23 protein-coding genes are annotated in these 26184 nt (G+C 63.2%); 16 read left to right on the top strand and 7 right to left on the bottom strand.

The genetic code is table 11. The annotated features are described in order from the left end of the window. Window positions 1–293 precede the first annotated feature (293 nt). The 6 genes from ACEWE8_RS17235 (at window position 294) to ACEWE8_RS17210 (ending at window position 6521) form a co-directional block, all read left to right on the top strand. Complete coding sequence (locus tag ACEWE8_RS17235; protein WP_046786325.1) at window positions 294–1307, top strand: ABC transporter substrate-binding protein; 1014 nt, start codon at window positions 294–296, stop codon at window positions 1305–1307. A 39-nt stretch (window positions 1308–1346) separates the two neighbouring features. Continuing rightward, window positions 1347–2372 (top strand): aromatic ring-hydroxylating dioxygenase subunit alpha, encoded by a 1026-nt coding sequence (locus ACEWE8_RS17230; protein ID WP_046786326.1) that lies wholly within the window; start codon window positions 1347–1349, stop codon window positions 2370–2372. Window positions 2373–2438: 66 nt separating this feature from the next. Continuing rightward, window positions 2439–3293 carry an ABC transporter ATP-binding protein gene (locus tag ACEWE8_RS17225; protein ID WP_119689011.1) on the top strand — a complete coding sequence of 285 codons (855 nt, stop codon included), beginning with the start codon at window positions 2439–2441 and terminating at the stop codon, window positions 3291–3293. Window positions 3294–3404: 111 nt separating this feature from the next. Then, window positions 3405–4133, top strand: a complete 729-nt coding sequence (locus ACEWE8_RS17220) for an ABC transporter permease (RefSeq protein ID WP_189339960.1) — start codon at window positions 3405–3407, stop codon at window positions 4131–4133. 16 nt (window positions 4134–4149) lie between these two features. Next, the gene (locus ACEWE8_RS17215) at window positions 4150–5580 is read left to right on the top strand and encodes an amidohydrolase family protein (RefSeq protein WP_046786328.1); all 1431 of its coding nucleotides are present in this window, start codon (window positions 4150–4152) and stop codon (window positions 5578–5580) included. Next, the gene (locus ACEWE8_RS17210) at window positions 5577–6521 is read left to right on the top strand and encodes a PDR/VanB family oxidoreductase (protein ID WP_046786329.1); all 945 of its coding nucleotides are present in this window, start codon (window positions 5577–5579) and stop codon (window positions 6519–6521) included. Before ACEWE8_RS17215 ends, ACEWE8_RS17210 begins: the two co-directional genes overlap by 4 nt. Window positions 6522–6534: 13 nt before the next feature. Here the strand turns inward: ACEWE8_RS17210 and ACEWE8_RS17205 are convergent, their stop codons facing one another. Together ACEWE8_RS17205 and ACEWE8_RS17200 are read right to left on the bottom strand one after the other, a co-directional pair. Beyond that, window positions 6535–7152 (bottom strand): dTMP kinase, encoded by a 618-nt coding sequence (locus ACEWE8_RS17205; protein ID WP_046786330.1) that lies wholly within the window; start codon window positions 7150–7152, stop codon window positions 6535–6537. A 201-nt stretch (window positions 7153–7353) separates the two neighbouring features. Continuing rightward, window positions 7354–8031 (bottom strand): DUF3313 domain-containing protein, encoded by a 678-nt coding sequence (locus tag ACEWE8_RS17200; protein WP_046786331.1) that lies wholly within the window; start codon window positions 8029–8031, stop codon window positions 7354–7356. Between the two features lie 230 nt (window positions 8032–8261). Between ACEWE8_RS17200 and ACEWE8_RS17195 the strand changes: the two genes are divergently transcribed. From ACEWE8_RS17195 to ACEWE8_RS17180, 4 genes are read left to right on the top strand one after another with little or no spacing between them, the layout of a single operon-like run. Then, window positions 8262–8858: a paraquat-inducible protein A gene (locus ACEWE8_RS17195; protein ID WP_046786433.1), complete on the top strand. Its 597-nt coding sequence runs from the start codon at window positions 8262–8264 to the stop codon at window positions 8856–8858. Then, complete coding sequence (locus tag ACEWE8_RS17190; RefSeq protein ID WP_046786332.1) at window positions 8855–9499, top strand: paraquat-inducible protein A; 645 nt, start codon at window positions 8855–8857, stop codon at window positions 9497–9499. The genes ACEWE8_RS17195 and ACEWE8_RS17190 overlap by 4 nt, the downstream gene beginning before the upstream one ends. Then, window positions 9480–11135 (top strand): intermembrane transport protein PqiB, encoded by a 1656-nt coding sequence (locus ACEWE8_RS17185; RefSeq protein WP_046786333.1) that lies wholly within the window; start codon window positions 9480–9482, stop codon window positions 11133–11135. Before ACEWE8_RS17190 ends, ACEWE8_RS17185 begins: the two co-directional genes overlap by 20 nt. A 17-nt stretch (window positions 11136–11152) precedes the next feature. Continuing rightward, window positions 11153–11707, top strand: coding sequence for a membrane integrity-associated transporter subunit PqiC (locus ACEWE8_RS17180; protein ID WP_046786334.1), 555 nt, complete (start codon window positions 11153–11155; stop codon window positions 11705–11707). Between the two features lie 31 nt (window positions 11708–11738). Here ACEWE8_RS17180 and ACEWE8_RS17175 read toward each other — a convergent pair whose 3' ends face one another. Further along, window positions 11739–13760 (bottom strand): PAS domain-containing sensor histidine kinase, encoded by a 2022-nt coding sequence (locus tag ACEWE8_RS17175; RefSeq protein ID WP_046786335.1) that lies wholly within the window; start codon window positions 13758–13760, stop codon window positions 11739–11741. A gap of 217 nt (window positions 13761–13977) precedes the next feature. Here ACEWE8_RS17175 and ACEWE8_RS17170 point away from each other — a divergent pair, with 217 nt between their 5' ends. From ACEWE8_RS17170 to ACEWE8_RS17145, 6 genes are all read left to right on the top strand, one after another. Next, the gene (locus ACEWE8_RS17170; RefSeq protein ID WP_046786336.1) at window positions 13978–14898 is read left to right on the top strand and encodes a bestrophin family protein; all 921 of its coding nucleotides are present in this window, start codon (window positions 13978–13980) and stop codon (window positions 14896–14898) included. A 137-nt stretch (window positions 14899–15035) separates the two neighbouring features. Beyond that, a complete protein-coding gene (locus ACEWE8_RS17165; RefSeq protein WP_046786337.1) occupies window positions 15036–16043 on the top strand; it encodes a zinc-binding alcohol dehydrogenase family protein in 1008 nt (335 codons plus the stop codon). A 225-nt stretch (window positions 16044–16268) separates the two neighbouring features. Further along, window positions 16269–16439: a hypothetical protein gene (locus ACEWE8_RS17160; protein ID WP_189339957.1), complete on the top strand. Its 171-nt coding sequence runs from the start codon at window positions 16269–16271 to the stop codon at window positions 16437–16439. 229 nt (window positions 16440–16668) lie between these two features. Continuing rightward, window positions 16669–19203: an HWE histidine kinase domain-containing protein gene (locus ACEWE8_RS17155; RefSeq protein ID WP_395589335.1), complete on the top strand. Its 2535-nt coding sequence runs from the start codon at window positions 16669–16671 to the stop codon at window positions 19201–19203. 178 nt (window positions 19204–19381) lie between these two features. After that, entirely contained in the window at window positions 19382–20755 is a 1374-nt protein-coding gene (locus ACEWE8_RS17150; protein ID WP_046786339.1) for an APC family permease, read from the top strand. Between the two features lie 88 nt (window positions 20756–20843). Then, complete coding sequence (locus tag ACEWE8_RS17145) at window positions 20844–22031, top strand: MFS transporter (RefSeq protein WP_046786340.1); 1188 nt, start codon at window positions 20844–20846, stop codon at window positions 22029–22031. Window positions 22032–22098: 67 nt separating this feature from the next. Here the strand turns inward: ACEWE8_RS17145 and ACEWE8_RS17140 are convergent, their stop codons facing one another. The 4 genes from ACEWE8_RS17140 to ACEWE8_RS17125 all read right to left on the bottom strand — a co-directional run bounded on the left by ACEWE8_RS17140 (window position 22099) and on the right by ACEWE8_RS17125 (window position 26162). Beyond that, a complete protein-coding gene (locus tag ACEWE8_RS17140; protein WP_046786341.1) occupies window positions 22099–23076 on the bottom strand; it encodes a D-glycerate dehydrogenase in 978 nt (325 codons plus the stop codon). A gap of 9 nt (window positions 23077–23085) precedes the next feature. Further along, window positions 23086–24378, bottom strand: coding sequence for an MFS transporter (locus tag ACEWE8_RS17135; RefSeq protein WP_046786434.1), 1293 nt, complete (start codon window positions 24376–24378; stop codon window positions 23086–23088). Between the two features lie 61 nt (window positions 24379–24439). Then, entirely contained in the window at window positions 24440–25390 is a 951-nt protein-coding gene (locus ACEWE8_RS17130) for a sugar kinase (RefSeq protein ID WP_046786342.1), read from the bottom strand. Beyond that, window positions 25383–26162 carry a sugar phosphate isomerase/epimerase gene (locus ACEWE8_RS17125; RefSeq protein WP_046786343.1) on the bottom strand — a complete coding sequence of 260 codons (780 nt, stop codon included), beginning with the start codon at window positions 26160–26162 and terminating at the stop codon, window positions 25383–25385. The genes ACEWE8_RS17130 and ACEWE8_RS17125 overlap by 8 nt, the downstream gene beginning before the upstream one ends. Window positions 26163–26184 lie beyond the last annotated feature (22 nt).

Raw genomic sequence — 26184 nt, 5'->3', positions numbered from 1 at the left:
AGCCCGGCTTTGGCGGTTTGCGCACATTGGCACGCTTCTCGCTAGATCTGCCTTCGAGTAGAAGCGGTCAGTGCCAGAAATGGCATGGGGCATTGCTCTTGCGCCTTGAATTGGGCGTACATCCGAGCGGATGATTTGCACTCGGCCTCACGGCCTCGCGCAAGTAGAGAAATGTCGGCCGTGGCTGCTGCATGCTATGTGCACCCTCCTCCTGCTGCGTTCTCTCTCCGCTCGGTTTTCGCTGGCGTGTTCCCCAACACCTGGCGCATTTCGAATCGAGGTGGAGAACAATCATGAAAAACCGCTTTGCTTTGACTTACCCGCTTCGCTCGCTGCTTGGCGCAGCAGTGCTGAGCAGCGCCTCCCTGGCCATGGCCAACGATAAGGTCGTGTTGCTCACCTCCTGGTACGCCCAGGCAGAACAGGGCGGCTTTTACCAGGCCGTGGCCGATGGCTTGTATGAGAAAGAAGGCCTGGATGTGTCCATCCGCATGGGCGGCCCGCAGGTCAATGGCATGCAGTTGCTGGTCAGCAAGCAAGCCGACTTCATCGTCAACTACGACCTGCAGATCCTCAAGAGCGTGGAGCAAGGGCTGCCGGTGGTCGCGGTGGCTGCGCCCTTCCAGGGCGACCCGCAGGGCTTGATGACGCACGCCGATGTCAACGGCCTGGACGGCCTGCAAAACAAGCAGGTGCTGGTGTCCACGTCCGGCCAGCAAACCTGGTGGCCCTGGCTCAAAGGCAAGTACCAGCTTCAGGACAGCCAGGCACGGCCTTACACCTTCAACCTGCAGCCCTTCCTCGCCGGCGCCGACACCACCCAGCAGGCCTACGCCAGTTCGGAACTGTTCCAGGCCATCAAGGCAGGCCAGAAACCCAACTTCTTCCTGTTCGCCGATGCAGGTTACCCGCCCTACGGTTCCACCGTGGTCACCCGCCAGGACGTCATCGACCAGCATCCCGAGCGCGTCGCCGGGTTTGTCCGCGCCTCGCTCGAGGGCTGGAAACGCTATCTGGACAACCCCGCTGCGGGCAATGCGCTGATCAAGCGCGACAACCCCAACATGAGCGATGAGCTGCTGGCGTGGGGCGTCTCGACGCTCAAGCAATACCAGCTGGTCACAGGGGGCGACGCTGCCAGCCACGGCATCGGCACGATGAACGACGCCCGCTGGCAGGCCACCCGCGACTTCATGGTCCAGGCCGGCCTGCTCGGCGCCGCCGCCCCTTGGCAAAAGGCCTATACCACCCGCTTCGTGCAAGGCCTGAACGTGCAGCCCGACACCGTCCAGGCCGCCAGCCGCTGAGCCTTATAACAACACTTAATACCGTGAGGAAACTGGATCATGCTGGTCACCAAACAACCTGTATTGCGACGCTTCTGGTACGCCCTGCTGCCCATGACAGCCCTGGACGACGGGCCAAAACCCTTCACCTTGCTCGGTGAAGCCCTGGTCCTTTGGAAGCGCCCCGATGGCACCCCGGTAGCGATGCGCGACCGTTGCTGCCACCGCACCGCCAAATTGTCCAAGGGCTTTGTCAGCGAAGACGGCAATATCGCCTGCGGCTACCACGGCTGGGAATACGACTGCAGCGGCACCTGCGTGAAGATCCCGCAGAACCCGACTGGGGCGATACCGCCGGGCGCGGCCGTCAAGGCCTACCATTGCCAGGAAAAGTATGGCTATGCCTGGGTCGCGCTGGACGATCCGCTGCAGCCGATCCCCGACTTCCCGGAAGACGGCGCCCCCGGCTACCGGCGCATCTTCCAGTTCTACGAAGAGTGGAAAACCAGCCCGCTGCGGGTGATGGAAAACTCTTTCGACAACTCGCATTTCTCCTTCGTGCACAAGGCCAACTTCGGCCTGTTCGACCAGCCGCAACCGGCCAGCTATGAGTTTCGCGAAACCGATTATGGCTTTGAAGCCGAAACCCGCGTGCCTATCCGCAACCCTGAAGAAAGCTTCGCCATTACCGGCACCCGCGCGCCGATCACCGAGCGTCACCTGGTCAATCGCTACTACCTGCCGTTCGCCCGACGCTTTGGCTGCATGTACCCGGACAGCGGCATCCACCACATCATCTACAACTGCGCCACACCGATCGATGACGGCCGACTGATGCTGGTGCAGTGGCTCTATCGCAACGACAGCGAGGCTGACTGCCCGACCCAGGCGCTGATCGACTGGGACGCGGCGATCACCGCCGAAGACCGTGACATCCTCGAAGCCACCGACCCGGACGCCTGCGTCGATACCCGGCGGCGTGTCGAGCTGCACATGCCCTCGGACAAGCCAGGCCTGGTGATCCGCCGGCAACTGTTGGGCCTGCTCGAAGCCCATGGCGAAAGCGAAGTGTTCGCCAGCCACTGACCGCCTGTTCGGCGCCCCGGTGTACCGGGGCATACACAACCGCTCATGACCTTTGGGGAGAGCGCCATGTTGATGCAGACCCTGTCCGAAACCTGCGCCCAGCTGCAGGCACCACCCAACGCCGACGCCTTGGGTAGCGACACGCCGCTGTTCGCCAACCAGGTCGAGAAGACCTACAGCAACGGCACCGTCGCCTTGCACCGCGTCAAGCTGGCGATCCAGCGCGGCGAGTTCGTGTCGTTGCTGGGCCCCTCCGGCTGCGGCAAAAGCACCTTGTTGAAAATGTTCGCCGGCCTCGAACAACCCTCGGCCGGCCATGTGCGCTGGTGGGGCAAGGATGCCCCAGGCAGCGATCCACAGGCCAGCGGTGCTGGCCGCAGCCTGGCGATGGTGTTCCAGGAGGCGACCTTGATGCCCTGGGCCAGGGTGCAGGACAACGTGCGCCTGCCGCTGGACCTGGCGGGCACGCCCAAAGCCCACAGCCAGCCCAAGGTACAGGCTGCGCTGGAACTGGTAGGCCTGGGCGCGTTCGGCCAGGCCTACCCGCGCGAGTTGTCTGGCGGCATGCAGATGCGCGCATCGATCGCCCGGGCGCTGGCCACCGAACCTAACCTGCTGCTGATGGACGAGCCGTTCGGTGCCCTGGACGAGTTCACCCGCAACAAGCTCGACAGCGACCTGCGCCAGCTCTGGGCCCAACGCGACCTGACCGTGGTGTTCGTCACCCACAGTATCTTCGAGGCGGTGTATCTGTCGTCGCGGGTGGTGGTGATGGGCGCGCGGCCCGGGCGGGTGATCGCCGATGTGCCCATCGACGGCCCGCTGGAGCGGGACGAGGCCTACCGCACCTCCCCGGCCTTCATCGCGCAGTGCGCCCACCTGTCCCGGCTGCTGGCCCAGGCCAACGGCGAACCTGCTTGAGCGCCCAACTTCAGAGCACAACCTGAGAGCCCTGACATGAGTCGACCTTCTACCCCCTGGCTACACAACCCCACGGTACTGCGCATCGCTTCGCCGCTGCTGGTCGGCGCGGTGCTGCTGGGCCTCTGGCAGCTGGCCTGCATCGCCTGGCAAGTACCGGTCTACCTGGTGCCGTCACCCGCCGACATTGGCCGCACGCTGATCAGCGACGGCCCCATGTTGCTCGGTGCGCTGTGGATGACCCTGAAGATCACCTTCCTCTCGTTCGCCCTCGCAGTCGTCATCGGCACACTGGCCGCATTCGTGTTCGTGCAGAGCCGGCTGGTGGAAGCCAGCCTGTTCCCCTACGCGATATTGCTGCAGGTGACGCCCGTGGTGGCGATCGCACCGCTGATCATCATCTGGTGCAGCGACACCACCCTGGCGCTGGTGATCTGCGCCACCCTGGTCGCGATATTTCCGATCATCGCCAACACCGTGCTGGGCCTGCGCAGCGTCAACCCGGGGCTGCTCAACCTGTTCCGCCTCAATCGCGCAAGCCGCTGGCAGGTGCTGCTGCGCCTGCGTATTCCCAGTGCCTTGCCGTGCTTCTTCGCCGGCCTGCGGATCGCCAGTGGCCTGGCCTTGATCGGCGCCGTGGTGGCCGAGTTCGTGGCCGGCACCGGGGGCACCGGCGCCGGTCTGGCGTACCAGATCCTGCAAGCGGGCTTTCAGCTCAACATTCCGCGGCTGTTCGCCGCCCTGGTGCTGATCGCCCTGACCGGCGTCGCATTGTTCAGCCTGATGGCCCTGCTGGCTCGCTTGAGCCTGCGCCACTGGCACGAAAGTGAACTGGGTTAAGCCCTTGGAGCCCCCTATGAAGCATTCCGACAGCTGGCTGATCCGCAACGCCAGTGCCATCCTCACCGGCCTGCGCGGGGCAGCCGCCCGCCACGCCGGGCCGGACATCCGTATCAGCCAAGGGCGCATCGCTGCCCTCGGTGCCCTGCAACCGCTGGCGGGTGAGCAGGTGCTCGATGCCACCGACTGCGTGGTCTACCCAGGCTGGGTGAATACTCACCACCACCTGTTCCAGTCGCTGCTCAAGGGGATCCCGGCGGGCATCGATCAAAGCCTTGGGGCGTGGTTGGGCGCGGTACCCTATCGCTACCGTGGCCTGTTCGATGAGCACAGTTTCCGCCTGGCCGCGCGTATCGGCCTGGTAGAGCTTGCCCGCTCCGGCTGCAGCACGGTCGCCGACCACCATTACCTGTACCTGCCAGGCATGGCCTTCGACAGTGCGCAGATTCTGTTCGAGGAGGCAGAACGGCTGGGCCTGCGCTTCGTGCTGTGCCGGGGCGGCGCAACCCAGGTGCGCCAGGCCGAAGGCGCCGCCAGTGCCGGCCCAGAAACCCTCGAACAATACCTTGATGACGTCGGGCGGCTGGTGCGCAGTTACCACGACCCCGCCCCCGACGCCTGGCGCCGGGTGGTGATGGCGCCCACCAGCCCGCCTTACTCGATGCCGCCAGAGCACCTGCGCGAAACCGCCCGCGCCGCACGCAAGCTGGGCATCCGCCTGCACAGCCACCTGAGCGAAACGGTGGAGTACCAGAACGAAATCCAGCGCCGCTACAACCTGTCACCCGTGGCGTTCTGCGCGGAGCACGAGTGGCTCGGCGCAGACGTGTGGTTCGCCCATCTGGTCAAGCTCAGCCCCGAGGAAATCCGGCTACTGGGCGCCACCGGCACCGGCATTGCCCACTGCCCGCAGAGCAACGGGCGCTTGGGCAGCGGCATTGCCGATATCCTGGCCATGGAAGCGGCAGGCATGCCGATCTCGATCGGTGTGGACGGCGCAGCCTCCAACGAAGCCTGCGACATGATCAGCGAAACCCACGCCGCCTGGCTGATGCAACGGGCCAAGGCCGGCGAGCGGGCTTTGCCCGACTATGCAGGCGGCGAACTGGAAGGCGGCGCCCATGCCGCCAGCGTGGAAGACGTGGTGCGTTGGGGAACCGCCGGTGGCGCGCAGGTGCTGGGGCTGAACGCGCTTGGCACGCTGGAGGTTGGCATGGCAGCGGACCTGGCAGTGTACCGCCTGGACCAGCCCCGCTACTTCGGCTTGCACGACCCGGGAATTGCGCCCGTCGTGGGCGGTGGCCGGCCGACCTTGCGCGCGTTGTTGGTAGGTGGGCGCCTGAGCGTCGACAACGACACGATCCCCGGTCTGGACCTCGCCGAACTGGGTAGCCAAGCCCGTGAGGCCGTGCTGCGCCTGCAGCGGGCTGCGGGGGTGCGCGCATGAGCTGGACCTCGTTGCAGGTACGCGCCTTGCGCCTGGAAGCTGACGACGTGCTGGGTGTCGAACTCGGCACTCCGGGCGGCGCACCGCTGCCGCTGAGCTGGGCGGCCGGCGCCCATGTCGACCTGCGCCTGGGCAACGGCCTGGTCCGCCAATACTCCGTGGTCAGCCTGCCCGAAGAGGGCCATCTGTACCTGGGCATCAAGCGTGAGCCTGCCTCGCGCGGCGGTTCACAGTGGTTGCACGAGCACCTGCGTCTGGGCGCACGGATCGAGGTCGGCACCCCGCGCAACCTGTTTGCCCTGCAACCGGGGGCGGGCCCAGTGACATTGTTGGCTGCCGGGATCGGCATCACGCCCCTGCTGCCGATGTACCGCCAATGCCTGGCGCAAGGGCGCGCGGTGCGCCTGCTGTATTTCACCAAGGACGCGCGACAGCTGCCGCTGGTCCAGCGCCAGGACCTGCCCATCGAAGTCTTCAGCGGTTTGCGCGCTGTGCAGATCAAGCAAGCCTTGAGCGAACTGTTGCCCGTTTGGCAGCCCCACGCCAGCTTGTATTGCTGCGGGCCCGCAGGGTTCATGGACAGTGTGGAACAGGCCGCTCTGACCCATGGCTGGCCAGCATCGGCCCTGTACCGTGAGCACTTCAAGCCTGCCGAACCCGCAGCCCAGGCCGACTCCAGCTGCACACTGGTGTTGCAGCGCAGCGGGCGGGAAGTCCAGGTACAAGCGGGCGAAAGCCTGCTGCAGGCCGCTGCGCGGGTCGGGGTGGACCTGCCCATCTCGTGCGGCATGGGCATTTGCGGTGCGTGCATGTGCCGGGTTATCGAGGGCGAGCCAGAGCACCGTGACGAGTGTCTGACTGAAGTTCAACGCAGCAGCGGCGAATGGATCACGCCGTGCGTCTCGGCGTCGCGCAGTGCGCGCCTGGTGCTGGACGCCTGAAAGCAGGCACGCTCTAAGGGCATCGAAGCACGCGGTGAATCGCTGAAACCACCTGCAGCGTAGCGTCTTCGATCGTTCCTTCATTGCGGCACAACAGCCAGCCGTTCTCTGCGACGGCTCGCTCGAAGGCCTGGGTACAGGCCACATGCTCTTCGAACCTGTGCATCACCGTGCTGCTCAACCCGCGCGTGCGTGCCGTCGCCCTCGCCCATGAAATATCAGGGGCGGTGACCACCCCCACACTCAGGTCGGGTACACGCACATTACTGGCGATGTTCAGGCGCAGGATCTCAGGGAAGGGGATCAGCCGGCGAAACGCGGCTTCCGACGGGTACCAGCGGTCGATCAGGATGATGCTGCCCGGCGGTTGTCTGGGCAGCACGTGCCGGGATATCCAGGCACGGCTCTGGGCAAAGCGCTCACAAACCGCCAGCTCAAGGTCCGGGCTGGGGTTTCTGACGAACTGGTTGACCAGGGCCATGGTTTGCGCCCTGAAGGGGTCACTCTTGCGCTCACAGATACGGATGACCTTCAGGCCGTCAGCCCGTAGTGCTTGGGTGACGGCCTCCAACAGTGTGGTCTTCCCGGTGCCCTTGGGACCGTCCATGGAAATGAACAGCGAACGGCTCATGCTGTAAACGACGATTTACAATAGGTTTTTCCGAGGTACATCCCGGACCCTTCATCAAAGATATGGACGAATATTCTATCTCGAGGTGGCTCCTTAAAGGGGGCATTATTCAACCCATGCCATATGCGGGGTACGCTGCCGGCATTGGCGCCTGACAACCCCGCAAAGGCAAAATGGCGCAGCGCGACAGCAGGCAACAAATCACTGGGCCTTGGCTTTCATCTGCATATAGTACTGATGGACGTCGGATGCCCAGCTGTCCAGCACTTTCTTGGCATCCGAGGCTTGCATGACCTGGCTGCTATTGTCCAGTTGCTGCCCAGCCCCCTTGCGCACCCCTTGGGCGATGACCTTGTTGGTCTGAGCGTCAATGAAAGCCACCTCCGTGGCAATCGTCGTGTCCTGGTCGCGAATACCGGTAGCGGCGCTGACCCCCGCCGCCACAAGGGCGATCGGAATCACTTCGTAAGGCCGCAAACCCTTGGTCTTGCTGCTCACCCCGGTGATGGCCGGGCGCACGACAATGGTCCCCGGACCAGGTGAAGTGGCCAGCGGCAATGATTTGCCCAGTTCACGTTTGAGCGCCGTGTCGTAGTAGTTGGTGATGCCTTGCAGCGTACTCTGTGGAATTTTTTCGGTCGGTTGCGGCTTGGGGTACAGCTGGCTAGGTTCCACATAGAACGAGGTGTACTTGTTGATATCAATCTGAGGATCGACCCAGCGCATCACCGGTGCGCCTGTAGGTGATTCCGCTTCCTTCAAGCGACTGTAGTCCTTGAGAAAACCGGAATATTCATCCGGCTGGGTCAAGTTGCTGGAACACCCCACAAGCGTAAGCGAAGCGATACACAGCGTACTTGCCAAAAACGCTAATCTCATTCTCGAAACTCCTGTATCGCTGCGCGAGCGCAAGCTGTGACAGACATGAAAATGTAACGTGGCAGTGGCCACTTCCTACCACTGATGCAGTGCAATCTAGCAAGGATAGTTATAGACCTAGCTGAATGAACTGGCCGACAGATTTACCGATTGTTCGCTGGGCATTTGCCTAATAGCGGAGCGCTTCTATATTCACAAAGGCCTGACTTCCAGTTGACCAGAGCGTCATGATGCCCCCACCAGAGCAATTGATCATCTGCGAGCACTGCGACTGTGTGTATGAGAAAGCGTTGCTCGCCAAGCATCAGAAGACCTTGTGTTCGCGCTGTGGCGGTGTGCTGCAGCGGCACAACGGCCTGACGGTGGAGCAACGCCTGGCGCTCACGCTCACGGCTGCGGTGCTGTGGCTGTTCGCCAACTTCTACCCGGTGATGAGCATCAGCCTGAAGGGGCTGAAGAACAGCGCCACGTTGTGGGATTCGGTATTGGCACTGAGCCAGGGGCCGATCACGTTCATGGCAATGGTCGCGGCCATCTCGATCATCATCGCCCCGGCATTCCAACTGCTTTTGCTCATCTGGGTCCTGGGTTACGCGCTCACGGCCCGCCGCTCACCGGCCTTCAAGCTGTGCATGCGCTGGCTGGAAACGCTGCGCCCATGGAGCATGCTCGAAGTATGCCTGCTGGGCGCGATGGTGGCCGTGTTCAAGCTCGCCGGCATGCTCGATGTGCTGCCGGGCATCGGCCTGCTTGCACTGGCCGTACTGAGCCTGCTGATGATCCGCATTGCCGGGCGTGACATTCGCGACCTGTGGGACACGCCATGAACCGGCCGCCAACCGCCACCGAGCTCAACCTGTGCCTGTGCCACAGTTGCGGCCTGGCCTGCGACATGCGCGACGAACCGCATCAGTGCCCACGCTGCGATGCCCCGTTGCATCGGCGCAAGACCAACTCGCTGGGCCGTACCTGGGCCTACCTGTTCGCAGCGCTGGCCTTCTACATACCGGCCAACGTACTGCCAGTGATGAACACCACGATGCTCGGCAGCGGCGCCGACAGCACCATCATGAGTGGTGTAATCGAGTTCTGGGGGCATGGCGCCTGGGACATCGCGCTGATCATTTTCATTGCCAGCATCGCCGTGCCAGGGGTGAAGTTCATGGCATTGACGATGTTGTTGATCACGGTCCAGCGTGGCAGCACCTGGGCGCAACAGCAGCGCTCGAAGCTCTACCGGTTCGTTGAACTGATCGGCTATTGGTCGATGCTCGATGTGCTGGTGGTGGCGCTGGTTGCGGCACTGGTGAAATTCCAGGCTTTGGGCGATATCGAGCCGCGCCCCGGCATTCTGTTCTTTGGCATGGTTGTGGTGTTCACCATGCTTTCAGCGATGAGTTTCGACCCCCGCCTGATCTGGGACACGCCACCTGAAAAGGAGCTCATGGATGAATCCATCCAGCAATGACAGCCCAGCCGTGCCGGGCAAGGCACCCGTTAAAACCCGTCGGTTCAGCTTCTCACTGGTGTGGATCGTGCCGATCGTGGCGGTGCTTGTCGGCCTCTCGCTGGTGGTGCACAACGTCATGCAGGAAGGCCCGACCATCACCCTCACCTTCAAGACCGGCGCCGGACTGGCGGCCAATAAAACCGAGGTCCGCTACCGCAATGTGGTGATCGGCCATGTTACCGAGGTGGCCCTGAGCAGTGACCAGAAGAACGTCAATGCTACCGTCAAGCTCGATAAAGAGGCTGAGGGTTTCACCCGTGAGGACTCCAAGTTCTGGGTGGTCCGCCCACGCATCGGTGCAGGTGGCGTGTCGGGCATAGACACCTTGCTCTCAGGCGACTATATCGGGGCCGATATCGGTCAGTCGCACACCCGCGTAAAGCACTTTATCGGCCTTGAAAACCCACCGCCCATCACCTACGGCGAGCCCGGCAAGCATTTCACCCTGCATACCCAAGACCTGGGCTCACTGGACATCGGCTCCCCTGTGTATTTCCGCAAGATCCCGGTCGGCCAGGTGGTCGCCTACGCCCTGGACAATGACGGAAAAGGGGTTGACGTAGAGGTCTTCATCCACGCACCCAACGACGCCTTCGTGACCGCCAATACCCGCTTCTGGAACGCCAGTGGGATTGACGTAGAGGTCGGCGCCAACGGCTTCGCACTCAAGACCGAATCGCTGTCTTCCATTCTGGTCGGCGGCATCGCCTTCCGTGCACCGGACTTCAACCCCAACGACACCGTCGCCAGCGAAGACCAGCGCTTCGAGCTGTTCGCCGACCAGAGCAGTGCGCTGGCACCGCCTGCTGGCAAGGCGCAGTACCTGGCACTGCGTTTCGACCAGGCGATGCGCGGCCTTAAAGTGGGGGCACCGGTAGAGTTTCTGGGCATAGAGATTGGCCGCGTCGTATCGGTGAACCTGGACTTCGATGCGAAGCAGCGCAGCTTCCCGGTCAATGTCGGCATCGTGATCTACCCCCAGCGCCTGGGCCGGGCGCACGAGAAGATGCTTAAGGCCCTGCAGCACGATCCCAATGACGAAGCGTCCGCCGCCAAACTGATGGGGACGTTCATCGACAACGGCCTGCGCGCCCAGGCACGCAGTGGCAACCTGCTCACGGGCCAGCTGTACATCGCCCTGGACTTCTTCCCCAAAGCGGAGAAAGTGGCCTTCGACCCGACTGCCCGACCTGTGATGATCCCTACCGTTCCAGGCAGCCTGGAGCTGCTGCAGGAGCAGTTGCAGACCATGGTCGACAAGGTCAACCGGCTGCCACTGGAACGTATCGCCAGCAACCTGGACGCCAACCTGGTCGAGCTGCGCAAGAGCCTGACACAGTTCAATGGCAAGACATTGCCGGGGGTACAGAGCACCTTGGCCGAAGTCAGCACTACCCTCAAATCGGCCAACTCGACCCTGGCCGAAGATTCGCCGCAACGGGAGCAACTGACGCAAACCCTCGACGAGCTCGGCCGTATGTCGCGCTCGCTGCGCGAACTCGCCGACTACCTGGGCCGCAACCCCGAGTCGCTGATCCGTGGCCGCCCGGACAACGCCGCGCCAATGGACCTGCAAGGGCCGCCACGCAAATGACCACAGGAGTGTTGAGCATGACCCCGTTGCCAAGGATTACCCTGCTGGTCGCGCTGATGGCGCTGGGCGCCTGCCGCAGTGACCCTATCCAGTTCCACACCCTCACGCCGGCGATGCCTGCGCCGCCCTCCCACACCACCGCAGACGAAATCCTGATTGAAAGTGTCAGCGTGCCGCCGCAGGTCGACCGGCCCCAACTGGTGATTCGCCAGGGTGACAGCAGCCTGGCCATTCTCGAGACGCAGTGGTGGGGCGCCACCCTGGTGGATGAGTTGCGCAGCGCCCTGATCGATCAACTGAGCAACACCCGCCCTGCGCGCAAGCTGTCACTACGGGTGGATGTGCAACGTTTCGATTCGGTGCCCGGGCAGTATGCCCTGCTGGACGCACGATGGCGCTTGCGAGCGCGCGATGCCAATACCCAGCTGACTTGCCGCAGCACCCTGCAGACTGTGGCCGGCAGTAGCATTGATGACGTGGTGATTGCCCAGCAAGCCAACGTCAAGCGCCTGGTAGCACTGATCAGCCAGGCGGCTTCGACGACGAATAGCACTTGCCCTGTCGAGCGCTGATCATCGGCATTGCAACAGCATCGTCCAGCAGTTATCGGCTTGAGTGTCCAAGCAGCGTATTCACGTTCAGTGTCAGCGCGTCGAGGGCGAAGGGTTTTGTGAGCACCGCCGTATTCGCCTCCATCGGCGTGTCGCTCAGCACATGCGGCTGCGCATAGCCGGTCATGAACAACACCGGCAACCCTGGCCTGCAAAGGCGCGCCGTCTGCGCCATTTGCCGGCCGTCGATGCCGCCTGGCAGGCCGATGTCCGTCACCAGCAGATCGATGCGGATATCCGAGCGCAGCAGTTGCAGGCCCGCCAAGCTGTCAGCGGCTTCGATCACGACGTAACCACAGCTGCCCAGGGTTTCGCTGACAAACATCCGTACCGAGTGCTCATCGTCGACCACCAATACTGTCGCACCGGATAGCGCAGGCGGTACCTTGACCGGTGTTTGCACAGGCACATCCCGGTCGGCTCGGGCGGCCTGGCTTGGCAACTGCAGGTGAACGCGGGTGCCTGCGCCCTCCTGCGACTCTATCTTCACCTGCCCACCTGACTGTTTGGCGAACCCGTAGATCATCGACAAGCCCAGCCCGGTGCCTGCACCAACCGGCTTGGTCGTGAAAAAGGGCTCGAATGCGCGGCTGAGTGTCTCGGCATTCATGCCGATGCCATTGTCGGCCACGCAAACTGTCAGATAAGTTCCGGGGGGCAGCTCCGGGTCCAGGCCCGGGCCCGGCTCGAGCACCTGGTTGAACGTACTGACAGATATCTCACCGCCACCCGCGTCACGGGCGTTGATACATAAATTGAGCAGCGCATTTTCGACTTGCGTCGGGTCGACCAGGCAGGTACTGGCCTGAGCATCGAGCTGCACCTGCAGCTGGATCGAGGGGCCGACCGTTCGACGAATCAGCTCTTCCATGTCGCTGATCAAGGTATTCACGTCGGTATGCTCAGGCAGCAAGGTCTGGCGACGGGAGAATGCCAGCAGGCGGTGTGTCAGTGAGGCAGCCCGTTGGGCAGCCCCCTGAGCCACCGACAAGTAGCGCTCCACGTCCGCGACATGCCCCTGCTTCAGGCGCAGCTTGATCAGGTCCAGGCTGCCGGTGATACCCGCCAACAGGTTGTTGAAGTCGTGAGCGATGCCGCCGGTAAGTTGCCCGACTGCTTCCATCTTCTGCGATTGACGAAGCGCCGCCTGGGCCGCTTCACGCTCGGCAACAGCTTCGTTGACCCGTGCTTCCAGCGTGCGGTTCAGCTCGAGCAGCTTGGCTTCTGCGTTTTTCCGGGCAGTTACATCGATCGACGACCCGATCAGTCCGATGACCTCACCAGCATCATTGAACAGGGGGGCCTTGATGGAAAGCCAGTACGTGGCCGAGCCATCCGGCATGTCGACCCGCTCCTCGATCTGCTCGGCTAAAGCGCCGCGCATGATGCGCTGATCGGTCTCCATCACCTGGCGCGCCTGTGCTTTGTCTTCCAGGAACTCAAGATCGGTCTTGCCCAGATAGAACCCCGGCGGCTTGCCGATCAATCGCGTGGCACCATCGTTGGCCACCAGCATGCGGCCTGCCAGGTCCTTTGCATAGACAACCCCTGGCACCGCTGCCGCGAATGTCCGCAGCAAGGCCGACATCCTGTCGCGTTCAGCTTCTGCCGAGCGGCGTGACTCGATGTCCATGAGTATGCCAGGGAACCGCACAGCCACGCCTTGCGGGTCGAGCTGTGCACGGCCGTTGGCCTCGACCCATCGATAACCGCCATCATCGTGGCGAACCCGGTATTCGCACCTGAATGCACCACCGCGGCCCACCGCTTGCTGGATGTCGGCCCAGACACGCTCACGGTCGTGCGGGTGAATCGAGGCAAAGGCTTCCTTGATCGGTATGCCCGCGATGCACCGGTCTGCCGCCAGCCCGAAGGTTCGTGAGAAGCGTTCATCCGCTGTGACCTGGTCACTGGGGATGTCCCATACCCAGGTGCCGATGATCGCGCCTGCATCGAGCGCCAGCTGCAAACGCTCTGCAGCATTGGTTGGAAACGCATGTTCCTGGCCCTGCATTGCAGGTGCGCCAGTACGGCAGGAAATACCAGGACTCTCGCGATCCATACCCTGTCTCTTGATGGCAATGTGGGCCATGGTCGCATATCTGCGTCAGGCGCCGGAAGGCGCCACCATGCTCAGGTTCAAGATTAAGCTGCGATTAAGTCTGGCACCTTAACCTGTCTCCAGCAAAGGCGCTTTCGCCCGCCTTTTTGGGCTTACACGGAGTTCTGCCATGACCCATGCACTGGATAGGAAATGGAAATGCCTGGCCAAAACGATCACATACGTCGGTTGGTCACTGTTCTGGTTATTGCTATGGGACGTGGTCGTCACCCTGGACGCCATGCTGGTCACAGGCTACGAGCTCGAGCTTCCCCTGATGCCCCTGACGCTCTTGTGCTCCGCGCTGGTGGTGCTCATCAGCTTTCGCAACTCCAGTGCGTACAATCGCTGGTGGGAGGCCAGGACACTGTGGGGTTCGATGGTCAACAGCTCCCGCAGCCTGGGCCGGCAGGTGCTTACCCTCATCGACGATACCCATGGCCTGAACCCGGTAAAAGCCCAACTCATGCGGCGGCATGTGGCCTACCTGCATGCCCTGCGCATGCACCTTGGCGGCGACAGGAACCCTGAAGCGCTGGCCGCTTTGCTCACTGAAAGTGAACGGGCCCGCCTGGCGGGAACCAGCAATATGCCCAACGACATTCTCAGCGGTTCGGCAGAACTGATCACGCGCGAATTCAACGAAGGCCGCCTGGACAGCATCAGGCTCGCGCGCATCGAGTCGACGCTGGTGGACCTTTCGAACTGGCAAGGTGGCATGGAGCGTATCGCCAATACACCGCTGCCCTACCCTTATGTGTATTTCCCAAGGCTGTTCGGCACGCTGTTCTGCATCATCATGCCGCTGAGCCTCGTCCCCTCCCTGGGCTGGTTCACACCGGTGGTGTCGACGGTCGTGGGCTGCATGCTGCTGGCCATGGAGCGCATCGGCACGGACCTTCAGGCGCCTTTCGGCAACAGCCAGCACCGCATCCGCACCGAAGACTTTTGCCGCAATATCGAAAGCAACCTCAAGTCGATGTTCAACTCGCCAGAACGGGGGGTGCTGTCACTCTGCGGTGAGCCAACGCCGGCACTGCAGAGGCTTTGATCCGCGCCGAGCGAAACATGCGGGGCCCGCCTGACTTTCACTGCAAAAGTGAAAGTCTTATCCAATTCCCCCTGTTTTTGACTCAACACAATGCAGATAGCCTGACCAGCACTCCTTCCACTATCGAGGTAATGGCAATGAAGGCCATTGTTTTCACCCAACCCGGTTTGCCGATTCAAGACCCGCAATCGCTGTATGAGGCAGACCTGCCCAACCCAACTCCGGGTGCCCGTGATCTGTTGGTCGAAATCAAGGCCATTGCGGTAAACCCGGTCGATACCAAAGTGCGCGCGTCACGCAGCGCCGACCAACCCCAGGTGCTGGGCTGGGATGCGGTAGGTGTCGTGCGCGAGGTGGGCAACGCCGTGACACTGTTCCAGCCCGGTGACGAGGTGTTCTATGCCGGTGCCATCGACCGCCCTGGCAGCTACAGCGAGTTCCACCTGGTGGATGAACGCATCGTCGGGCGCAAACCCCGCAGCCTGGACAATGCCAGCGCTGCAGCCTTGCCGCTGACGTCCATCACCGCCTGGGAGTTGCTGTTCGACCGGCTGAGCGTCGAGCAGCACGGTGGCAAGGGGCAAAGCCTGCTGATCATTGGCGCCGCTGGCGGCGTCGGCTCGATCCTGGTGCAACTGGCCAGGCAGCTCACCCAACTGACCGTGATCGGCACAGCCTCCCGCCCGCAAACCCAGCAATGGGTCAGCGAACTGGGCGCCCACCACGTCATCGATCACACGGTTTCGATTCCACAACAACTGGCGGCACTCAAGCTGGAGCCAGTGGATTACGTGATCAGCCTGACGCACACCGACACTTACCTGGCGCAATTGGTGGAAGTGCTGCGGCCGCAAGGCAAGCTTGCGCTGATCGATGACCCCGTACAGCTTGACGTCGTGCCGCTCAAACGCAAGTCACTGTCCCTGCACTGGGAGCTGATGTTCACGCGTTCGCTTTACACGACTGAAGACATGATCAAGCAGCATCAGTTGCTTGAGCGCGTATCGGCCCTGGTCGACGAGGGTGTGCTCAAAACCACCGTAGGCGAGCACTTCGGCGCGATCAACGCTGACAACCTCAGGCGCGCCCATGCCCTGCTCGAAAGCGGTAAGGCCCGCGGAAAGATCGTGCTGGAAGGTTTCTGAACCAAAGGTTCATGGCAAAACTGCAGCACCCGGTGATGATGTGCATCGGCGTGTTGGCCACCCGGATACCGGATCACATGGGAGCATCACTGCTGTGCCCCGAAGGCGCTTGTTCTGCCAAAGCAGGCGCAAGGAGTGCCACAGCAGCCAGGCCAGGCTGCATCCTTGATGCCTTGGGCGCTATGGTACGGGGCATTGCGCAACCCAACTGCCAAGGAGGTGGCCATGGCGCTGTTCTGTAGGTTGAGTTTGTTGACCCTGCTCGCTGGCATGCTGCTGGGTGACATAGTGATCGCCACGGTAGGCCTGGTCGGCGTGTGCGCAGCTGCCGTATATCTCGACATCCGCCAGGATGCACACAATGATGCGCCCTACGAACCGCACTTTCTGGCATAAGTAGGCCCGCCCCGGCGTGCTTGGCTCAAGCCTGCACATCCACGCCAATGCACCGGTGCCCACTGATGGCCATTTGGGCAAAAGCCCGCGAAACCTCTGCGACGCCAAGGTGACTAAGCCATAGGCGCAGGCTAGACTCGCCCATGAATACGGCTGTAGCCACTGCGTTTGCTTGAACATGCTCGGCGGTCACACAGGCAGCCGGCCTTTGCACTGCCGGCGGGAACCCATGACCTTGCAACCTCACGTCAACTTGACCAATTGTGATCGCGAACCGATCCAGATACCGGGCAGCATTCAGCCACACGGCTGCCTGCTCGCTTGCGACGCCTCAGCCAGCCTGGTCCTGCGCCACTCCGCAAATACGCCCCACATGCTCGGCGTGGCAGGCGGCGTCAATGGTCAACGACTGGAGGCGATCATCGGTATCGAGGCAGCCCACACGGTTCGCAACTCCCTGGCACGTGTGAAGGAAGCTTCCAGGCCAGCGCTGTCGTTCGGCGTGCCGCTGGCTTCAGGCCAGGCGTTCGATGTGTCTGCCCACCTGTTCAAGGGCACTGTCATCCTCGAGTTCGAGCCCGCCAGCCAGAGCATCGCCGAACCGATCGAACTGGTGCGCACGGTCATCGCCCAGTTGCGCGAGATCGACCGCTCCGACAGGCTAGTGGCCGATACCGCCAAGCGTGTTCGTGCACTGCTGGGTTACGACCGCGTGATGATCTATCAGCTCGGCGCCGACGGCGCGGGCAAGGTTGTAGCCGAAGCCCGGCGTAGCGGGCTTGAAAGCTTTCTGGGGCAGTACTTTCCGGCATCGGATATTCCCCAGCAGGCCCGTGCGCTGTATTTGCGCAACCCTGTAAGGGTGATTGCCGACGCCAACTTCAAGACCGTGCCGCTCGAGCCGGTGCTGGATTTGTCTGGCGAGCCGCTCGACCTGTCCTACGCGCACCTGCGCAGCGTTTCGCCGATTCACTGCGAATACCTGAACAACATGGGCGTGGGCGCATCCATGTCCATTTCAGTGATCGTCGACGGTGCCCTTTGGGGGCTGATCGCCTGCCACCATTACGCACCACGCACGCTGAGCATGGGCCAACGGGTGGCCGCAGAAATGTTCGGCGAGTTCTTTTCCCTGCATATCCAGACACTGCAGGCCAGGCAAACCCTGGAGGCCGCTGCCCACGCCCGGCAGGTGCTGGACAACCTGCTGCACGATGCTCACCGCACAACGGCCATCGATGAACTGCTGCGCGCTCGCCTGAGCGACTTCCAGGCCCTCATCCCCTGCGATGGCATTGGCATGTCGTTGCAAGGCCAATGGACCGTAGCCGGGCTGACGCCGCCAAGGCAGGCGGTGCCCGGGCTGCTCAGCTTCGCCGAGGGTGTCGCCGAAGGCCGCACTTGGGCGTCGAACTGCCTGTCGCTGGCGCACCCTGCAGCCCAGGACTATGCCACGGAGGTCTCGGGGGTACTGATCATCCCGATGTCGCAGCACCCACGGGACTACCTCATGCTGTTTCGCAAGGAGGTGATCGAAACCCTGGATTGGGCCGGCGACCCCAACAAGACCTACGAGAACGGCCCCCTGGGTGACCGCCTCACCCCCCGCAAGAGCTTCGCCGTGTGGAAGCAGACAGTCCACCACCACTGCCTGCCCTGGTCCGAGCAAGACCGCCAGTTTGGCGAAGCCATCCGTGCGGCGGTGGTCGAGGTCGCGCTGCATAACAGTGAGCTGCTGGCCGATGAGCGTTCCAGGGCGGATGTTCGCCAGCGGATGCTCAACGAGGAGCTCAACCACCGGGTGAAGAACATTCTTGCGCTCATCGGTGCGCTGGTGGCCCACCCCACCTCGGAAAACCAGACGCTCAGTGGTTATGTGGCGACGCTCAAGGGGCGTATCCAGGCGTTGTCCCTGGCACATGATCAGGTGGTCCGGGGTGACGGTGGCGGCCGTTTTGCCAGCTTGCTGGAGGCTGAGCTGTCGCCGTACCGCACCAGCGCCGATGCACTGGTGATCAAGGGCCCGGGGCTGCTGCTCGATACCCGCGCCTATTCGGTGATGGCTCTGGTGCTTCATGAGCTGGCGACCAATGCGGCAAAGTACGGCGCCCTGTCCAGGGCGGGCGGCAAGTTGACCGTCAACTGGGTTGTCGATACGGGCGGGGCCTGCGACATCACGTGGCGCGAGAACGGCGGGCCAACCGTACGGGCACCGACGCGCAGCGGCTTCGGCTCGGTTCTGATCGAACGAAGCATCCCGTTCGACCTCGGTGGCAGCAGCACCCTTGAATACCGACCAGAGGGCCTGCAAGGGTTCTTCCGGATTCCGGCAAAGCACCTGACGCTGGTCGAAGAGCTCGCCAGCGATACCCCGGCGGTTGCACAGCAGCCACAGGTAGACTGCAGCAGCCTGGTCAATGCGCGTGTGCTCATACTCGAAGACCAGTTGGTGATTGCGGTTGGCCTTGAGCAGATTCTGGCTGATGCGCAGGTGCAGGATGTGCTCACCGCAAGCTCCGAAGCCGAAGCCCTGAAGCTGCTTGCCAGCCACACGCCGGATGTCGCAGTGCTGGACATCAACCTGGGCACCGGCACCTCCATTGCCGTGGCCGAAGCGCTCACAAGCCTGGGCATCCCCTTCCTGTTCGCCACCGGCTATGGCGACAGCATGAACATCCCCGACCATTTGAAGCATGTGCCGGTGGTGCGCAAGCCCTACGACGCAGCCTCGATCCTGCACAACCTGGAAAGCCTGCTGGCCTAGCGCGTCATCTGCGTGTGGGGACCGTACAGGCTCCCCCCAAAGGGTGATTTCGGGTGCGCCGCGAGTGTGGGAGCATTCCCACGTCCCACCTCAAGCTCTGCCCCTGATCCAACGCCATCAACAGTATCGAGCCTGCTCGCATATTGCGGCGTCCTGCATCCAGAACCAGGAGTCAGCAATGCGTACAACAACAAATACAGCCCATCCGCCCCACCCTGCGTCGCACCCCACCGCTTCAGGCCGCTTCAGAAAATCCATGGGCATGACCGCGCTGGTGCTGTTCGGCCTCGCCTACATGGTCCCCCTGGCCGTGTTCACCACCTACGGGCTGGTCACCCAGATGACCAAAGGGCACCTGCCCACCGCCTACCTGCTGACCCTCGCCGCCATGTTGCTCACCGCCTACAGTTACGGCCGCATGGTCCAGGCCCACCCCTACTCCGGCTCGGTCTACACCTACACCCGCAAGGCTTTCGGCAGCCACTTCGGTTTCATCGCCGGCTGGACCCTGCTGCTCGACTACATCTTCCTGCCCTTGCTCAGCTACCTGCTGATCGGCATCTACATGTCCGAGTACTTCCCTGCGGTGCCTGCCTGGGTGTGGGTGCTCGGCTCAATCGCCCTGGTCACCTTCCTCAACCTGATAGGCATCGAATCGATCACACGGGTCAACTGGATACTGGTGGTAGCGCAACTGGTGTTCATCGTCGTCTTCGTCGCGCTGTCGGTGCGCAACCTCAGCGACCAGAGCGCGCCGGTGTCATTGCTGGCACCGTTCCACCATGAGGGCTTCAGCGTTGCGCTGGTCATGGCCGGCGCTGCGGTGCTGTGCCTGTCGTTTCTGGGTTTCGACGCAGTGTCGACCATGGCCGAGGAAACCAGCGACCCGACCCGGCGTATCCCGCAAGCCATCATGGCAGTGTCGGTGATCGGTGGCCTGCTGTTTCTGCTGGTGTCGTACTGCGCCCAGATGGTCTTCCCCGATTGGACATCTTTCGCTGACCCGGACTCCGCCTCGGTGGATGTGATGCGCCATGTCGGTGGCGAACTGCTGGTGACCGGCTTTACCGCCACCTACGTGGCCGGCTGCTTCGCCTCGGCCATGGTGTCCCAGGCCAGCGTGTCCCGCGTGCTGTTCGCCATGGGCCGCGACGGTGCATTGCCGCGGGCCTTTGGCCGCCTGGTGACGAAAAAGCGCGTGCCGGCCACGGCAATCATGCTGGTCAGCACCTTGTCGCTGGTCGCCCTGTTCATCACCCTGGACACCGTCGCCAACATGATCAGCTTCGGCGCGCTGTTCGCCTTCTCTGCAGTCAACCTGGCGGTGGTCAAGCATTACCTGGTCGACCAGAAGCTGCGTGGCACACGCAACTGCCTGCTATATGGCGCGCTGCCGGCGCTGGGCTTTTTGAGCACACTGTGGCTGTGGAGCAGCCTGTCGAGCATGTCGTTCACCATCGGCCTGTGCTGGATGGCCGCAGGCTTCGTCTGCCTGCTAGGGCTGACCCGCGCCTTCCGGGTGAAGCTGCCCGACCTGCAGATGACAGACTGATCCGGCAAGCCGTCATCCTCGACGCTCAGGGCGCGAATTGACTATGATCCCGACTTGAACGTTTCAGCATGTTTCAATAGGGTCCCTAATGTCAGTTCAGGAAATACCGCCGCTCGCCCTCTCCAAAGGCGAAATCGGCAAGATGGAAGCCGCCATGGCCTTGGGCAGTTTTGCCATTGGCACCGGCGAATTCGCGATCATGGGGCTGATGCCGGACATCGCCGGCAACCTGCAACTGAGCGAACCGCAGGTAGGCCATGCGATCAGCGCCTACGCGCTGGGCGTGGTGGTGGGTGCACCGGCGCTGGCCATTCTCGGCGCCAAGCTGCTGCGCAAGCACATGCTGCTTTTGTTGATGGCGCTGTATGCCGTCGGCAACCTGGCTACCGCCTTCGCCCCGTCGTTCGCAGGCCTGGTGGCCTTCCGCTTTATCAGCGGCTTGCCCCATGGGGCGTACTTCGGCATCGCCGCGGTGGTTGCCTCGAGCATGGTGCCGAGCAACCAGCGCGCCGGTGCCGTGGCCCGGGTCATGATGGGCCTCACGCTGGCCATGTTGCTGGGCAACCCTGTGGCGACCTTGCTGGGGCAGTACTTCGGCTGGCGCTCGGCGTTTTTGCTGGTGGGCCTGATCGCTGTGTGCACCCTCGCGCTGGTCTGGCAGTACGTGCCGCAGCGGCGCGATGAAGCACGCAGCGACCCACGCAAGGAGCTGCAAGCGTTCACCCTGCCGCAGGTGTGGATGGCGCTGGCCATCGCCTCGATCGGTTTTGCCGGCATGTTCTGTGTGTTCAGCTACCTGGCGCCGACCATGCTGGAGGTGACTCAGGTCGCTCCCCAGTGGATCCCCTTCGGCCTGGCCGCCTTCGGTATTGGCGGCATCATCGGCAACATTGCCGGCGGCAAGCTGTTCGACCGGCTGCAGTTCCGCGCCGTGGGCATCGTGCTGGTGTGGTCGACCGCCGTGCTGTTGTTCTTCACCATCGCTGCCCATTCGCTGTGGACACTGCTGCTGGGCATCGGCCTGGTCGGCACCATGATCGCCCTGGCCGCCCCCTTGCAGATCCGCCTGATGGACATTGCCCACGAAGCGCCGAGCCTGGCAGCGGCTTCCAACCATGCAGCCTTCAACCTGGCCAATGCCCTGGGGCCTTGGTTTGGCGGCATGGCCATCAGTGCCGGGCTGGGCTGGACCAGCACCGGCTATATCGGCGCCGCTGCGGCGCTGGTCGGGCTAGGGATATATGCGGTGGCACGGCGGATGAAGGGCGGCCAGTAGGAGCCTACCGCCTATCGAGCGCCGCACGGGCGGCGCTCGTTTTCACCGACGCTGAAAAAATCAGGCGTTACCCCCCCATAACCACCTCATTCACCAGGTTCGCCGGCCGCTCGCCCGCCAACGCGCTCAACAGATTCTCTACCGCACAGCGCGCCATGGCCTCACGGGTTTCGTGGGTCGCCGAGCCGATGTGCGGCGTGGCCACCACGTTGTCCAGTTGCAACAGCGGCGAATGGGCCGGCAGTGGTTCCTGTACGAACACATCCAGCCCGGCGCCGCGGATGCGCTTGGCCTGCAACGCCGCAAGCAGTGCCTGTTCATCCACCACACGCCCGCGGGCAATGTTCACCAGGATCGCCTCGGGCTTCATCAGCGAAAGCTCCCGTGCACCGATCAGGCCTTCGGTGCTGGCGCTCAAGGGCACCGTCAAACAGACAAAATCCGCCTCGCTCAGCAGCTCGTCCAGGGTGCGATACCGGGCACCATGGCGGGCCTCCACCTCTGGCTTGGCCCGCGAACTGTGGTACAGCACGCGCATGCCGAACCCGGCCGCACCGCGCCTTGCCAAAGCCTCACCAATGCGCCCCATGCCGACGATGCCCAAGGTCTTGCCATGCACATCACTGCCAAAATGCGCCGGCCCAAGGTTGGCCTGCCAGTGGCCGTTACGTACCCAGCCGGCCAGCTCCACCACCCGCCGGGCAGTGGCCAGGATCAAGGCAAAGCCGGTGTCGGCGGTGGTCTCGGTCAATACATCAGGGGTGTTGGTCAGCATCACGCCACGGCGGGTCAGCTCGGCAATGTCGTAGTTGTCGACGCCAACCGACACACTGGCCACCACTTCAAGCTGTGGCGCCAGGTCCAGCAGGCTGCTGTCCAGCCGCAAACTGGCGCCCAGCAGGCCATGGGCACCGGGCAAGGCATCGCGCAGCCGGGCCAGGCCATCACTGCCGGAGGTATCCACCCAGGTCACCTCGACCTGCTGTTGCAGGCGCGCCAGCAGGGCCTCGGGCAGGCGCTTGTAAAGGACGATTCGCTTTTTCATAGCCGTTTCCTATTGGCTCATTGCCAGGCGCTGGCTGCGGGGCTTGGCCTGGCCGGAGGTTTGTGATGTTTTCAGCGCAGCCGTGAGCGCCACTGCCGTCAGCAGCGCACCGCACATGAACAGGTAAGAAGCGCCAGGGCCACCGGTGGCCCCGTTGAGATAGCCGACCAGCCACGAGCCGCCGAACGAACCCAGCGCGCCCATGCTGTTGATCAGGGCCATGGCCCCACCGGCCACGTTGCTGGGCAGGATCTCCGGCACGATGGCGAAGAACGGGCCATAGGGGGCGTACATGCAAGCCCCGGCAAGCACCAGCAGCGCATAGGACGCCCAGAAATGCTCGGTGCCCAAGGCGTAGGAGCCATAGAAGGCCAACGCGGCGATCAGCAAGGGTGGCCAGACGAAACGCTTGCGCTTCTGCAGTTTGTCAGAGGCCCACGACACCCCGACCATGGCCACGACCGCCGCCAGGTAGGGCACCGAGGCCAGCCAACCGGCCTCGACGATGTCGACGTTCGCCGCCTGCTTGAGGATCGAGGGCAGCCACAGCACGAAGCCGTACACCCCGATGCTCCAGCAGAAGTACTGCAGTGACAGCACGATGACCTGCGGCGAGCGAAACGCCTCGCGGTAGTTCTTCACCGGTTTGATACCTTGCTGCTCAGCGGCCAGGGCCTGTTCGAGCGCCGCTTTTTCCTGCTCGCTCAGCCAGCCCACCTGGGCTGGCCGGTCGTCCACCAGGCGCCACCAGATGAACGCCCAGAGCACCGCTGGCAGGCCCTCGATGATGAACATCCAGCGCCAGTCGAAATGCTTGATCAGGTACCCCGAGACCACCGACATCCACAGGATGGTCACCGGGTTGCCCAGCATCAGGAAGGTATTGGCGCGCGAGCGTTCGGCGCGGGTGAACCAGTGGCACAGGTACACCAGCATCGCCGGCATCACCGCCGCCTCGACCACCCCGAGCAGGAAGCGGATGCCGATCAGCAGGTAGACATTGCTGACCATGCCGGTCAGGGTCGCCAGGCTGCCCCAGAGGATCAGGCTGACGAAAATCAGCTTTTTGACGCTGCGTTTTTGCGCGTAGATGGCGCCAGGCACCTGGAAGAAGAAGTACCCGAGGAAAAACAGCGCCCCCAGCAGGGACGACAGCGCCGGGGTGATCTTCAGGTCATCGGCCATGCCCGAGGCGGCGGCGAAGCCGTAGTTGGCACGGTCGAGGTAGGCCAGGCTGTAAGTGACGAAGACGATCGGGATGATGTACCACCAACGGCGTGGGGCGAGGCTTGTCGATTGCATGATGCGGCTCCTGAGCTTGTTGTTTTTGTAGCAACCGGCCGGCGTACCGGCGATCAAAGTTTCAGGCACTTTTGGGTAATGCGTACGCTTCCAGCTCCCGGCGCAGTGGCAAGCCTTCCATGTCGCCGCGCGATTGCACGGCGCGGCTGCCGCACCAGTTGCCGCGAGCCACCGCCTCGGCAAGCGGGCGGCCTTCGAGCAGGCCGCTGACCACGCCAACGGCAAAGGCGTCGCCGGCACCGACGGTGTCCACCACCTTGGCCACCGGCACAGGGGCGACCTGCCCTTGGCACTGGGCATTGCGGTAGTAGGCACCCTCACCGCCCAACTTGATGACTACGTGCTCGACACCACGGTCGAGGTAGAACGCGGCGATGTCCGCCGGGGTTTGCAGGCCGGTCAACAACCGCCCTTCCTCGAGCCCTGGCAGCAGCCAGTGCGCCTTTATCGCCAGCGCGTTGACTTCACGGACCATGCTGGCGCGGTCAGGCCACAGCGACGGGCGCAGGTTGGGGTCGAAGGAAATGCTGCGCCCCTCGCTGCGCATGCGCTCGACCAGCTCATGGGCCAGCGCCCTGCAGCCGGCCGACAGCGCCAGCGGAATACCGGTGGCGTGCAGGTGGCGGGCCTGCAGCAACGCCGGGCTGAACTGCGCCAGCGATAGGTGGCTGGCCGCGGAGTTGCGGCGAAAATACTCCACCACAGGGTCGCTGCCATCGTCGCAACGGCCCTTGAGCTGGAAGCCTGTCGGGTGGTGGTCATCGACCTCCACGTGGCTGCAGTCCAGGCCCTCCTGCTGCAGGGTGTCGAGCACGAAGCGGCCCAGCGAGTCGTTGCCCACCCGGCTCAGCCAGCGCACCCGAAAACCCAGCCGGGCCAGACCGATGGCCACATTGCTGTCGGCGCCGGCAATACGCTTGGTAAACGCCCCCACAGCCGCCAGGTCACCGGCCTGCTCGGCAACGAACATGGCCATGGTTTCGCCAAAACACAGCACGTCATGCTCAGGCATGGCTCACCTCCTCGCTCATGCCGATGCGGGCCAGGTTGTTGACCTGGGCGCGGGTCAAAGCCAGTAAGTCAGCGCCGGCCAGCGGGTACTCCACGGCGCGCATCAGCCCGGGGGTGAACTCGGCGAACATTGCCTCCCAGGCCATCAAGTCCCGGGCCTGCGGCACAACGGCCACCAGGCGCCCGCTGGCCTCGCGCTGCACTGCCTTGCAATGCACGTAACGCACCCAGCGGCCGAGCAACCGCGCTGCCTGCGCGGCGGATTCGCCCTGCCATTGCCAGTTACCGATATCGAAGGTCATGCCCAGCGCCAGCCCCTGGGCCTCGCAGCGCTCAAAGAACTGCAGCAGCGGCGCGATGCGCCCGCCCTGCGTGGTCTGGTCATTCTCCACCAGCAACAGTGGGTCACCAGGGCGCAGTTGCGCTTGCAAGGCCGCCAGGTCGCATGCGCAAGCGTAATACCCCAACGACACCTTCAGCGCCACGGCGCCGAGTGCGCGGGCCAGCGCCAGCTTGGCAGGCAAGCGCGCGTCCAGCTGCCCTTCAGGGGTCCACAGCTCCAGTGGCGAGGAATATAGGCACTGCAACTGCAGCGCGTTGATTGCCGCCGACAGCGCGGCGGCATCCGGGGCCTCGTCGAACAACTCTTCGCGCAGTTCGACACGTGTCACGCCGGCAGTGGCCAGCAGTTCAAGGAAACTCTCCTGCCCACGCTCCCGGACCAAGCTGGCACCGTAGCTGGAGAGGCTGATGGAAACGGGGTTCTCGTGCATTGTTCTTGTCCTTATGAAACCG

It is taken from the genome of Pseudomonas sp. TR47 (assembly GCF_044143025.1).
Lineage (GTDB): Bacteria > Pseudomonadota > Gammaproteobacteria > Pseudomonadales > Pseudomonadaceae > Aquipseudomonas > Aquipseudomonas putida_E.
The sequence above is the reverse complement of the archived record's forward strand: the minus strand, read 5'-3'. Positions and strand labels throughout refer to the sequence as shown.